Source organism: Yoonia vestfoldensis (assembly GCF_002158905.1).
Taxonomy (GTDB): Bacteria; Pseudomonadota; Alphaproteobacteria; order Rhodobacterales; family Rhodobacteraceae; genus Yoonia; species Yoonia vestfoldensis_B.
Window position 1 is genome coordinate 1,020,313 of sequence record NZ_CP021431.1, and the last position, 12,939, is coordinate 1,033,251.

Annotated in this window: 10 protein-coding genes; 7 read left to right on the top strand and 3 right to left on the bottom strand. The window is 61.9% G+C overall.

Annotated elements, in window-relative coordinates; translation table 11 throughout:
- Window positions 1-64: 64 nt before the first annotated feature.
- From LOKVESSMR4R_RS05045 to LOKVESSMR4R_RS05055, 3 genes are all read left to right on the top strand, one after another.
- On the top strand, window positions 65-2,212 hold the full coding sequence (locus LOKVESSMR4R_RS05045) for a malate synthase G (RefSeq protein ID WP_087206583.1): 2,148 nt from the start codon (window positions 65-67) through the stop codon (window positions 2,210-2,212).
- 27 nt (window positions 2,213-2,239) lie between these two features.
- Entirely contained in the window at window positions 2,240-2,668 is a 429-nt protein-coding gene (locus LOKVESSMR4R_RS05050; RefSeq protein ID WP_087206584.1) for a GlcG/HbpS family heme-binding protein, read from the top strand.
- A gap of 140 nt (window positions 2,669-2,808) precedes the next feature.
- The gene (locus LOKVESSMR4R_RS05055) at window positions 2,809-3,576 is read left to right on the top strand and encodes a gamma-glutamyl-gamma-aminobutyrate hydrolase family protein (RefSeq protein WP_087206585.1); all 768 of its coding nucleotides are present in this window, start codon (window positions 2,809-2,811) and stop codon (window positions 3,574-3,576) included.
- Between the two features lie 113 nt (window positions 3,577-3,689).
- Here the strand turns inward: LOKVESSMR4R_RS05055 and LOKVESSMR4R_RS05060 are convergent, their stop codons facing one another.
- From LOKVESSMR4R_RS05060 to LOKVESSMR4R_RS05070, 3 genes are all read right to left on the bottom strand, one after another.
- Window positions 3,690-5,924: a xanthine dehydrogenase family protein molybdopterin-binding subunit gene (locus LOKVESSMR4R_RS05060; RefSeq protein ID WP_087206586.1), complete on the bottom strand. Its 2,235-nt coding sequence runs from the start codon at window positions 5,922-5,924 to the stop codon at window positions 3,690-3,692.
- A 1-nt stretch (window position 5,925) separates the two neighbouring features.
- A complete protein-coding gene (locus LOKVESSMR4R_RS05065; RefSeq protein WP_087206587.1) occupies window positions 5,926-6,390 on the bottom strand; it encodes a (2Fe-2S)-binding protein in 465 nt (154 codons plus the stop codon).
- A 118-nt stretch (window positions 6,391-6,508) separates the two neighbouring features.
- Complete coding sequence (locus tag LOKVESSMR4R_RS05070) at window positions 6,509-7,672, bottom strand: FAD-binding domain-containing protein (protein ID WP_087206588.1); 1,164 nt, start codon at window positions 7,670-7,672, stop codon at window positions 6,509-6,511.
- 33 nt (window positions 7,673-7,705) lie between these two features.
- On the opposite strand from LOKVESSMR4R_RS05070, the gene LOKVESSMR4R_RS05075 reads away from it, so the two are divergent.
- From LOKVESSMR4R_RS05075 to glyS, 4 genes are read left to right on the top strand one after another with little or no spacing between them, the layout of a single operon-like run.
- Complete coding sequence (locus LOKVESSMR4R_RS05075) at window positions 7,706-9,202, top strand: TrkH family potassium uptake protein (RefSeq protein ID WP_087206589.1); 1,497 nt, start codon at window positions 7,706-7,708, stop codon at window positions 9,200-9,202.
- 56 nt (window positions 9,203-9,258) lie between these two features.
- Complete coding sequence (locus LOKVESSMR4R_RS05080) at window positions 9,259-10,179, top strand: glycine--tRNA ligase subunit alpha (RefSeq protein WP_087212648.1); 921 nt, start codon at window positions 9,259-9,261, stop codon at window positions 10,177-10,179.
- A complete protein-coding gene (locus tag LOKVESSMR4R_RS05085) occupies window positions 10,179-10,697 on the top strand; it encodes a DUF6446 family protein (protein ID WP_087206590.1) in 519 nt (172 codons plus the stop codon). The genes LOKVESSMR4R_RS05080 and LOKVESSMR4R_RS05085 overlap by 1 nt, the downstream gene beginning before the upstream one ends.
- Window positions 10,697-12,931, top strand: a complete 2,235-nt coding sequence (gene glyS, locus LOKVESSMR4R_RS05090; RefSeq protein WP_087206591.1) for a glycine--tRNA ligase subunit beta — start codon at window positions 10,697-10,699, stop codon at window positions 12,929-12,931. Before LOKVESSMR4R_RS05085 ends, glyS begins: the two co-directional genes overlap by 1 nt.
- Window positions 12,932-12,939: the final 8 nt, after the last annotated feature.

Genomic DNA, 12,939 nt, shown 5'->3' on the forward strand with positions numbered 1-12,939 from the left:
TCTAATTCGTGGCCCAAAGCAGAGGTATGCCGCCGCATGCCAGGGAAAAGAAGGAACCACAGCCATGACAGATCGCGTTGCAAAACACGGGCTTCAGGTCGCCAGCGAACTGGCCAGCTTTATCGACACACGCGCCTTGCCGGGAACCGGCATCAGCCCGGATGCTTTCTGGTCGGGCTTTGCGGCATTGTTGGACAAGATGACCCCGCGCAACCGCGCCTTGCTGCAAAAACGTGACGATCTGCAATCGGCCATCGACGCTTGGCATGTCGGCCAGCGCGGTAAACCGCATGACCGCGTGGCCTATGAACATTTCCTCAAGGATATCGGCTATCTTGTTCCCGAAGGCGGTGATTTCGAAATCGACACGGCCAATGTGGACCCCGAAATCGCCACGATCCCCGGCCCGCAGCTGGTGGTGCCGATCACCAATGCCCGTTTCGCCCTGAATGCGGCCAATGCGCGCTGGGGCAGTCTTTATGATGCGTTTTATGGCACCGATGCGATGGGTATCCAGCCGCCTGCGGGTGGTTACGACCGGGGCCATGGCGCCCGTGTCGTCGCCCGCGTGCGCGTGTTCCTGGACGAATCCTTCCCGATCGAAGGCAAAAGCCACGCCGATGTCGCGCGCTATCATGTGCAGGACGGTCAATTGTTGGTCGATGACGCGCCTTTGCGTGATCCGGCGAAATTCGTCGGCTATCGCGGCAACCCCAAGGCCCCCGATGCGGTGCTGCTGGTCAATAACGGTTTGCATGTTGAACTGGTCTTTGACCGCGCTCATCCCATCGGCAGCCGCGATCAGGCCCTGCTGGCCGATGTCCGTCTGGAAAGTGCCGTCTCTGCCATCATGGATTGCGAGGATTCCGTCGCCTGCGTCGATGCCGAAGACAAAGTGCTGGCCTATGGCAATTGGCTGGGCCTGATGAAAGGCGATCTGACCGCCGATCTGGTCAAGAACGGCAAGACGATGACCCGCAAACTGGCCGCTGATCGTGAATATATCAGCGCCGATGGCGGCAAGGTCACGATCAAGGGGCGCGCGCTTTTGTGGATCAGGAATGTGGGCCATCTGATGACCAACCCTGCGATCCTTCTTGCCGATGGCGCAGAGGTGTTCGAAGGTCTGATGGATGCGATGATCACGACGCTGATCGCGCTGCATGATCTGAAACAGGATGGCGGCAATTCCGCGCTCGGCTCTGTCTATGTGGTCAAGCCCAAGATGCACGGTCCCGAAGAGGTCGCCTTTACCAACGACATTTTCGCCGCCGTCGAAGACGTGTTGGGCCTGCCGCGCCATACCGTCAAGATTGGCATCATGGATGAGGAACGGCGCACGACCGTGAACCTTAAGGAATGTATCCGCGCCGCGAAATCCCGTGTCGCCTTTATCAACACGGGCTTTTTGGACCGCACCGGCGATGAAATCCACACCTCGATGGAGGCAGGGCCATTCAGCCGCAAGGATTTCATCAAGCGCAAGCAATGGATCGGCGCTTACGAGGATCAGAACGTCGATATCGGCCTTGAATGCGGCTTTTCGGGCCGCGCGCAGATCGGCAAGGGGATGTGGGCCATGCCCGATCTGATGGCCGCGATGCTGGAACAGAAAATCGGCCATCCGCAATCGGGTGCGAATTGTGCCTGGGTGCCCAGCCCGACAGCCGCGACGCTGCATGCGCTGCATTACCACAAGATCGACGTGATGGCCGTGCAGGCGCGGCTGCGCAAGGGCGGGCGGCGGGCCTATGTGTCCTCGATCCTGGATATTCCGTTGGCGCAATACCAGCGCTGGACCGATGCGCAGAAAATGCGCGAGGTCGAAAACAACGCCCAAGGCATCCTTGGCTATGTGGTGCGCTGGATCGATCAGGGCGTTGGCTGTTCCAAAGTGCCCGACATCAACAATGTGGCCTTGATGGAAGACCGCGCCACCTGCCGGATCTCGTCCCAGGCGCTGGCGAATTGGCTGCATCATGACGTGGTCGGTCGCGATGCGGTGATGGCGGCGATGCAAAAGATGGCCCGCGTCGTCGATGACCAGAATGCAGGCGATCCGGCCTATCGCCCGATGGCCCCCGATTTCAACGGCATTGCCTTTCAGGCCGCATGTGACCTGGTCTTTCTGGGACGTGAACAGCCTTCGGGCTATACCGAACCCGTGCTGCACCGGCGTCGTCTGGAACTGAAGGCGCAACGCAACCACTAAGGCGGCGACCCCGCGAAGGAGACGACAATGGCAGAGATTTCGATCACCAAGGCGCGCATGATCATCCGCAAGGCGCTGGCGACAGGCCGCGAGCTGGGGCTGAAACCGCTCTCGGTCGTGGTGCTGGATGCGGGCGGCCATGTGAAAGCCTTCGAGCGTGAAGACGGCGCATCCCCCGGCCGGTTCGGCATCGCGCATGGCAAGGCTTACGGCTCGGTCATGCTGGGCATGGCGGGCAAGGCCCAGATGGCCCGCGCCGAGGCGCAGCCGTTTTTCATGGCCGCGATCAACGGTGTCTATGGCGGGCAGGTCGTGCCGGTTCCGGGCGGGGTTTTGCTGCGCGACAAGAAAGGCGCGGTGATCGGGGCGGTCGGCGTGACCGGCGATACCTCCGACAATGATGTGATCGCCGCCATGGCCGGGATCGCAGCTGCAGGCCTGACCGGCGAAGCCTAAGCGCGATTTTCGCGCGTCAGCCGCTGTAAATGCTGCATTGGCAGGCATGTGCGCCAGCGCATGCCGCTTTGTGCGCATGACATCTCTTTCGCTTTGATCGCCGCAGGGCTATCGTCTGATCGAACCGTCAGGAGAATGTCATGCGCCGACCAGTGATCGGGATCATCGGCAATAGCTATCTGATCAATGATGAATATCCCGCCCATGCCGCCGGCACGATGAATGCACAGGCGCTGGCCGAGGTTTCGGGCTGCCAGCCGCTGATCGTGCCCTCGCATCCGGGGCTGGTCTGTATCGAGACATTGCTGGAAATTTGTGACGGATTCGTCTTTCCTGGCGCGCGCGCCAATGTTCATCCCGAGGAATACGGCGAGCAAGAAACCCCCGCTCATGGCACGTTTGACCGTGACCGCGACCGTCTGACGCTGCCGCTGATCCGCGCCTGCGTGGCGCGTGGCCAGCCGATCCTGGGTATCTGCCGGGGCTTTCAAGAGGTGAATGTCGCGATGGGCGGCACGCTATTCCCCGAAATCCGCGATCTGCCCGGCCGGGACAATCACCGGATGCCCCCTGACGGGTCTCTGGCCGAGAAATTCGCCCTGCGCCATCCGGTGACCTTTCGGCCGGGCGGCCCGTTCCATCAACTGATGGGCGCGCCCAGTGTGATGACCAACACGCTGCACGGCCAGGGGATCAAACATCCCGGCCCCCGCGTGATCGTCGATGGCCATGCCCCCGATGGCACGCCCGAGGCGATTTTTATCGCCGATGCGCCGGGTTTCACCCTGTCGGTGCAATGGCATCCCGAATGGAATGCCGATGCCGATCCGGTGTCGCGCCCGCTGTTCAGCGCCTTTGGCGATGCCTGCCGCGATTGGGCGGCTGGGGCCTTGCGCAAAGTGTCGTGAAAACCCGGTTTCGGCGCTGTAGTTGGTCAGGCGGCCCGCGGGGAAATTTTTTGTCAAAAAATTTCGGCGCGCCAAAAATTTTCGTCGAAAATTTTTGCCTGCCCGCTCACCGATCACAAGATCATATCAAATGTCTTGATGAAGGGCATGTCCCGCGCCCGCAGCCCGGTCAGGTCAAACAAGGCATTGCCCAAGGCGGGCATCGCGGGGGGTGTGCCCGGTTCACCAATCCCGCCCAGATGGCCGCTGGTTTCCAGAATGCGAACGTCGAAGCGTGGCGTCGTATGCATCCGCAGCGCATCATAATCGGTAAAATTGCTTTGATCGGCGGCACCATCGGTAAAGGTCACCTCTTCTTGTGTCGCGGCAGAGAGGCCATAGACCGCGCCTGAAATCATCTGCGCCTTGATGATCGCAGGGTCCAATGCGAGGCCCGGATCACAGGCGATCCAGCAATCATTGATCCGGATGCCGCGCCCGGTATCCTCGACCTCGACGACCTGCGCGGTGGCGGTTCCGAAGGAATGGCAGAATGCCACGCCGCGCCCGATATGGGCTGGCGTTTGTCCGGTCCAGCCGCACATATCGCCCACGGCGCGGATCACGCCAGCGGATGGCGCATGTTCCCGCGCAGCCAGCGCCAACCGGAATTGCAACGGGTCGGTGCCTGCCGCATGGGCCATTTCATCGATGAAACTATCCAGAAAGAACCCGTTAAAGGACGCGGCCACCGACCGCCAGAACCCGACAGGCACGCCAAGATCGGCCAGATGCCCGGTGATGCGGAAATGGGGGATGGCATAGGGCTGGTCTGCGGCCCCTTCGACATGGGCGCGGTCGGGGCCTGGGGGGACCTGCCCCATCTGGCGCAAGCTAGATTGCTGGAACACCGAAGGCGCTGCGATCTGGCCGTCGATCAGCTGCGCCGCGCCATCGGCCACCACGCCACGGAACCGCGCCATGGCGGCAGGGCGATAGAAATCATGGCGCATATCCTCTTCGCGGGTCCAGGTCATGCGGACCGGCGTGCCGGGCAGGGCGGCGGCAATCCGTGCCGCCTGTACGGAATAATCGGTCTCGGCGCGCCTGCCAAATCCGCCACCCATCAGCGTGGTATGCACAATGACCGCTTCGGGGGCGATGCCTGCGGCTGCCGCACATCTGTCGCGCGTCATGACGGGGGCCTGGTTGCCGGTCCAGATCTCCAGCCTGTCGCCGGTAAAGCGGGCGGTCGCATTCATCGGCTCCATCGTGGCATGGGCCAGGAAAGGGACGGTATATGCGGCCACGACCTCTGTCCCGGCAATCTCGGCGGTCACATCGCCATCATCGCGCAGGGTGCTGTTGGGCGGGCGATCAAAGGCTGCAGCGATTGTCGCCATCATCCCCGCCGTATCGGCCGGATAGGCCGCCTCTTCCCAGATGATATCAACCGCCTCGGCCGCCTGCATTGCGAGCCAGGTGTTTGTTGCCACAACAGCAATGCCATCGCCCAGATCAATGATAGCCTCGACCCCGTCCATCGCGCGTGCGGCAGTGTCATCATAAGACAGCATGCCCGCGCGTTTGGGGTTGATCCGCACGGTGGCGAATTTCATCCCCTCCAGCGGCACATCGCCTGCAAATTGCGCCGTGCCGGTCGCCTTGGCCAGCATATCGACGCGGGGCATGGATTTGCCCAGGTATTTCCACTCTGACCGGGGCCGCAGCGCGACATCGGACAGAGGGATGTCCCGCACAGCCTCGGCCAGCGCGGTATAGGCGATGCGACGGCCATCGGGGGCGATGACATGGCTGGCCTCGGTGCGCAGGTCGCTGGCTGCAACGCCCAATTGTGCGGCGGCGGCCCGTTTCAGCGCCTCGCGCGCGCTGGCACCGGCATGGCGCATCCGCTCATAGCCGTCCTTCATCGAGGTTGACCCGCCCGTCACCTGCAAATGCAGCAATTTGCCGACCTGGCCGATGCCCTGACGCAGGCTCTGGCGGAAATCCGTATCGGCATAATGGCGAAACGGCAGGGCAAGCCCCAGCAGCGCCTGGTTGTAATAGGCCTGCGCGGGCGGGCCGTGCAGAACGCTGATATCCTCCCAGGCGACATCCATCTCCTCGGCGACAAGTGCTGCCAGCGTGGTCTGCACGCCTTGGCCCATTTCGGCGCGGGGCGCGATAACGGTCACCCCGTCCTGGTTGAGCAGGATGAAAGGCGTCAGCACCGCCTCGCCGACATCTGCAACCAGCGGGTTGGGCGCATCCTTGCGGATCTGGTAGACACCAAATGCAACCCCGCCCACGATAGCGGCAGAGCCGATCAAAAAACTGCGGCGGGCGATCTTGCGGAAACTGGCCATATTACACCTCTGCCAGACGCTGGGCCGCGTCCTTGATCGCGGCGCGGATACGCGGATAGGTGCCGCAGCGGCATAGATTGCCCTGCATCGCCGCGTCGATATCGGCATCCGAGGGGGCAGGGATTTCCGCCAGCAAGGCCGCGGCATTCATGATCTGGCCGGATTGGCAATAGCCGCATTGCGCGACCTGATGGTCGATCCAGGCCTGCTGGATCAGGGCCAGATTGCCGGGCTGGCCCAGCCCTTCGATCGTGGTCACCGCGCCCCAGACATCGGCCAGTGCGACCTGACAGGACCGCACGGCCTGGCCATCGATATGCACGGTGCAGGCGCCACAGGCGGCGATCCCGCAGCCGAATTTCGTGCCGGTCAGCCCGATGGCGTCGCGCAAAACCCACAGCAAAGGCACATCATCCGGAAGATCGACGCGATGCGCCGTGCCGTTGATCGTCAGTGATATCGCCATGACATGCTTTCCTTCTGAACTGATCGGTTTAATTTATCCGGCATCCGTCATTGCGGCAAGCCTACATCATCTTCCGAGCCCAAATATCCCCGCCGGAGGCAACCGCAGCATGCTGCGGTCACAGCAGCGCCAGCCCCTTGATCCGGCCCAACAGCTTGGGGATCGCATCCTTGAAGCGGAAAAACCCGTGGGTGGCATGCGGCCAGGCATCCAGATCATAGGCGCGCAGCATGCGCAGCGCATCGACCGAACGCAGGGCATCGGCGGTGGGGCCGACGGGCGGATAGGCCATCACGACCTGGTCCAGCCCTGCGGCCCTGCGCCATGCGGGCAGGGCATCGACGCTGATCACGCTGACCTGGCCCAGCTGGCCTGCGTATCGGTCCTGACAATCACGCATCGCGGCTGCGACGAAATCTGTGACCATCGGGGCCACCTGCAAGGGGCTGCGCCATGCGGTTGTCCGCACAAAGGCGGTGGCCACGGGTGTCACCTGATCCAACAGCCAATCGGGGGATAGATCCTCCTCGGTGATGATCAATCCGCTGCGCTTGGCAGGATCGATGACGCCGCTGGCAGGCAGCGCTCCGCGGTCGGGATGCGGCGGGCAGGGCAGGGTGGCCGCGACCTGCGCCAAACCTTCGGGGCGGAACCGGCCCTGGGTGTATTTGGCGATATTGTCGGGCTGCGCCAGATAGGCCTTGCCCAGCGTCTGGATGCCGCCAACCCAGCGCCATGACAGCGTGTTAGAGGCAGGATCACCATCCAGCAAATGGCGCAGAAAGAAATCCGCGCCCAGCACCCAGGGCAAATCCAGCGTATGGATCCAGATCGAGGCGAACCACATCCGCGCGTGATTATGCAGATAGCCTGTATCCACCAATTGCCGCGCCCAATGGTCAAAGCCGTCGATGCCGGTCTGTCCCAGACAGGCGGCTTGCCAGCGCTGGCGCAGGCCCGCCTGGGTCTGGACCGCATTCAGCGCGGCACCCAGATCGCGGCGGTAATCGGCCCAAAGCGCGGGGCGCTGTTCCAGCCAGCCTTTCCAATAGCCGCGCCAGAACACCTCTTGCACGAATTTCTCGGCCGCCTGCGGGCTGTGCTGGGTCAGCACCGCGCGCAGAACCTCTTCTTCGGTGATGATCCGGTGGCGGATATAGGGCGACAGCGCCGAGACATGGGCCATGTCATCATGGTTGCGCAGGGTCGCATAATCGCGCCCGGCGCGGGGGGTGAAATCGGCAAGGCGGCGCAGAGCCGCGGGGCGGGTCGGTGTGAACATGGGGGCGAATTAACCCGCGCGGCGCGTCTTTCAATGGTCGCCGTTCTTGACAGCGGCGCAGGCGCGGTCCAACGCTGCGGCATGTTTGATCTGCGCCCTGTCGGATATGTGATCGGCCTGTTGATTGCCTCGCTTGGGGTGACAATGCTGGTGCCGCTTGTGGCCGACCTGCTGGCGGGCGATCCGCATTGGTTTGTCTTTTTCGAAAGCGCGGTGGTCACGATCCTGACGGGGGGGCTGCTGGCGCTGGCCTGTGCCAATGGGGTGACGGCGGGGCTGACGCTGCGGCAGACTTTCCTTTTGACCTCGCTGGTCTGGCTGACCTTGCCATTGTTCGGCGCGATCCCGTTCATTCTGGGCGCGACCGGGGCATCGCTGACGGATTCCTTTTTCGAGGCCATGTCGGCGCTGACAACCACCGGGGCCACGACCTTTACCCAGCTGGAAACTTTGCCTTCTGGCTTATTGTTGTGGCGCGGGCTGCTGCAATGGCTGGGCGGTATCGGGATCATCGTCGTGGCAATGGTGTTCCTGCCCGAACTGCGGGTCGGGGGTATGCAGATTTTCAGATCAGAAGCGTTTGAAACAATGGGAAAAATCCTGCCCCGTGCAGGTGAGATCGCAAAGCAGATCTCGGTGATCTATCTGGTGCTGACGGTGGCTTGCGGTTTGATCTATGCAGCTTTGGGCATGGCGCCATTCGATGCTTTCGTGCATGCGCTGACCACTGTGTCGACGGGGGGGATGGCCACGACGGACAGTTCCTTTGGCGGGTACAATGCCGGGATCCATTACACGGCTGTCGTCTTCATGATCCTCGCAGCACTGCCTTTCGTGCGTTATGTCCAGCTGCTGGCCGGCACCGCACAGCCCTTGTGGCGTGACAGCCAGGTCAGGGTTTTCTTTGGCCTGCTGGCCCTGCTGATCATCTTGATGACAGCCTGGCTTTGGGCGCGCGAAGGGGCCTGGACCGAATTGGCCTTTCGCGAGGCGATGTTCAACATCGTCTCGATCATGTCGGGCACGGGCTATTCCAGCGCTGATTACATGATGTGGGGCACGTTTCCGGTGGTGGCGTTTTTCTTTATCGGTCTCATCGGCGGCTGTGCCGGGTCCACCGCCTGTTCTATCAAAGTGTTCCGCTACCAGATCCTGTTTGCCGCGATCAAAAGCCAGATCCGCCAGATCCACAGCCCGCATGGCGTCTTTGCGCCGCGCTTTGAAGGCCGCCCCATCGGCGATGACGTGATGAATTCGGTCATCGCCTTTTTCGTGGCCTTCGTGTCGCTGCTGGGGGTGATCACCGTGCTTTTGGGGCTGACCGGCCTTGATTTCATCACCTCGCTTTCGGGGGCGGCGACGGCGATCGCCAATATCGGCCCCGGTCTGGGGCCAGAGATCGGCCCGGCGGGCAATTACGCCGGCATCAATGATCCCGCGAAATGGATCTTGGCGGTGGCGATGTTCGTGGGCCGGCTTGAAGTGATGGTCGTGCTGACCATTCTGTCGGTCCGGTTCTGGCGCAATTGATTGACCCCAATGGCGGCGGGGCCTATGTGACGCCCAAGATGTCAAAGAGGGTGCCCATGTCCGACAAACCGCGCAGTTTTCAGGAAATCATCCTGCGGCTTCAGTCCTATTGGGCGGCCAAGGGCTGTGCGATCCTGCAACCCTATGACATGGAGGTCGGGGCTGGCACCTTTCACCCCGGCACGACCCTGCGGTCCTTGGGGGCAAAGCCTTGGGCTGCGGCCTATGTCCAGCCCTCGCGCCGTCCGACCGACGGGCGCTATGGTGAAAACCCCAACCGCTTGCAGCATTATTACCAATATCAGGTGCTGATCAAACCCAGCCCGCCCGATCTGCAAGATCTCTATCTGGGGTCGCTGGCTGCCATCGGGATCGATGCGCATCTGCATGACATCCGCTTTGTCGAGGATGATTGGGAAAGCCCGACCCTTGGCGCTTGGGGTCTGGGATGGGAGGTGTGGTGCGACGGTATGGAAGTCAGCCAGTTCACCTATTTCCAGCAGGTCGGCGGGCATGATTGCCGCCCGGTGTCGGGCGAGCTGACATACGGGTTGGAACGGCTGGCCATGTATGTGCTGGGCGTGGATCATGTGATGGACATGCCCTTTAACGATCCTGATGCGCCGATCCCGCTGACCTATGGTGATATCTTTCGCCAGACCGAACAGGAATATGCGCGCTGGAATTTCGACGTGGCCGATACCGACATGCTGTTGCAGCATTTCAAGGATGCAGAGGCCGAATGCCACCGCATTCTGGCGACGCCTGCGCATGATCCCAAGAAAGATATGCCGATCATCATGGCGCATCCCGCCTATGACCAATGCATCAAGGCCAGTCATCTGTTCAACCTGCTGGATGCGCGCGGCGTGATTTCCGTCACCGAACGGCAGGCCTATATCGGGCGGGTGCGCGCGCTGGCCAAGGCCTGTGCCGATGCCTTTGTGCAGACCGATGCCGCCGGGGCCAGTGCCTGATGGCGCGGCTGCTGATCGTGGCAATGCTGATATTGGCCGCCGTGGTGGGTGGGGCGATGTATTATTTGCAGGTCTATGCCTATTACGAGGATGTCGCCGCCACCCAAGGCGATATCACCCTGACCAGCGCCGAGGGCGCGCCGATCACCCTGCCATTTTCGGATTTCACCGGGATCGATGCGATTTCCAGCCCGCTGCGATACCGCGCCTGCCTGACCACCGATATCGACGCAGCCACGCTGGCCACAGCGATTCCGATGCCCTTTGCCGAACCGCGTATCGCGCCGCGCTGGTTTGATTGTTTCGACGCCCGCCAGATCGGGGCCGACCTGCGCGACGGGCGGGCCAGCGCCTATCTGGGCATTGCCAATCTGCAATATGGCATCGACCGGGTGATCGCCCTCTACCCCGACGGGCGCGGCTATATCTGGCACGAGATCAACGCCTGCGGCGAAGCCGTGTTCAACCGCTATCCCGCCCCCGACACCTGCCCCCCAGCCCCCGAAAGCCTGCAATAATGCCTGATCTGCTGATTGAACTTTTCTCCGAGGAAATCCCGGCCCGGATGCAGGCGCGCGCCGCCGATGATCTGCGTAAGCTCGTGACGGATGGTCTGGTCGAGGCGGGGCTGACCTATGCAGGCGCTGCCGCATTCGCCACGCCGCGCCGGTTGACGCTGGCGATTGACGGGCTGACGGGCGAAAGTCGCGCTGTGCGCGAGGAACGCAAAGGCCCCAAGGTCGGCGCGCCCGATGCCGCCATCGACGGGTTCCTGCGCGGCGCGGGGATCAGCCGCGAGGCGCTGGAAATCCGCGACGACAAGAAGGGCCAGACCTATTTCGCCGTGATCGAAAAGCCGGGGCGCAAGGCCGCCGACATCATCGCCGAGGTGCTGGACGCCACCCTGCGCAATTTCCCTTGGCCCAAATCCATGCGCTGGGGCACGGGCAGCCTGAAATGGGTGCGCCCGCTGCAATCCATCATCTGCCTGTTGTCGGATGAGGCAGGGGCAGAGGTCGTGCCGCTGACTGTCGACGGGATCACCGCAGGGCGCAGCACGCGGGGGCATAGGTTCCTGTCGCCCGACGCCTTCACCGTGAATGGTTTTGACGATTACGAGGCGAAATTGAAACGCGCCCATGTGATTCTGCGCGCCGATGAACGCGCCGAGGTGATCTGGAACGACGCGACCCAGCAGGCCTTTGCCTCGGGTCTGGAACTGGTCGAGGATCGCGGGTTGTTGGCCGAGGTGGCGGGGCTGGTCGAATGGCCTGTCGTCCTGCTGGGCCGGATTGATGATGCCTTTCTGGGCCTGCCGCCCGAGGTGCTGCAAACCTCGATGAAGGAACACCAGAAATTCTTTTCCGTCCGCAACCCCAAGACAGGCCGGATCGAACGCTTTGTGACCGTCGCCAATATGGCCACCGCCGATCATGGCGCGACGATTCTGGCGGGCAACCAAAAGGTGCTGGCGGCACGGCTGTCGGATGCGAAATTCTTTTGGGAAAACGATTTGCGCACCGTCAAGGCCGAGGGGCTGGAAGGCATGGGCGCGGGGCTGGCCAATGTGACCTTCCACAACAAGCTGGGATCACAGGCCGACCGGATCGCGCGGATCGCGGCATTGGCGCGTGAAATTGCGCCGCATGTGGGCGCTGATCCCGATCTGGCCGAACAGGCGGCCCGCGTGGCGAAGGCCGATCTGCAATCGGAGATGGTCGGCGAATTTCCCGAATTGCAGGGGCTGATGGGGTCTTATTATGCCAGAGCCGCCGGATTGGATCCGGCGGTGGCGGCCGCCTGCCAAGACCATTATTCGCCGCTTGGCCCGTCTGATGCGGTGCCGACAGCGCCGGTATCGGTGACCGTGGCGCTGGCCGACAAGATCGACACGCTGACAGGGTTCTGGGCGATCGACGAGAAACCGACAGGGAGCAAAGATCCCTTTGCGCTGCGCAGGGCGGCACTGGGGGTTATTCGGTTGGTGTTGGAGAATGGGTTAGGAATCGCGCTTAGGAGATTTCTCTTGATAGCAATTCGGCCGAACATCGTTGCCTTACTTCAGGATGGTCATGCGAATATAGCTCAAGTCGGGCTGGTTCTATCTACCAAGTCGGATACTGGAGAATGGGTCGATAGTAAGAGTGGGGTTTTGGACGCTTCTGATAATCTGATTGCTCGATATTTAATTGATAAGGAGCCTTCAGAGAGTGAAGTGTCTGAGGTTGCAAACCTCCTCGCCTTCTTCCACGACCGTCTCAAAGTCTACCTGCGTGACCAGGGCATCCGGCACGACATCATCGACGCCTGCATCGCGATGCCGGGCAATGACGATCTGACCCTGCTCGTCAAACGCGCCCGCGCGCTGGCGGAAACGCTCGCCACTGATGACGGCGAAAACCTGATTCAGGGGTTCAAGCGCGCCAACAACATTCTGACGCAGGCCGAGGAAAAGGACGGCGTCGAATATTCCTATGGCGCAGACTTGAAATTTGCCGAAGATGATGCCGAAAAGGCGCTATTTGCCGCCCTTGATGCTGCAGATGCAAAAATCGCCCCCGCGATGAAAGACGAAGATTTCAGCACGGCGATGACTGCTATGGCGGCACTTCGTGGCCCGATTGACGCTTTTTTCACCGCTGTGCAGGTCAATGACGACCGGCAGGTGATCCGGCGCAACCGGCTTAACCTCTTGTCGCGCATTCGGAAAATCTGTCTTTCCGTGGCTGATCTGACGAAAATCGAAGGCTAGACGGCGCA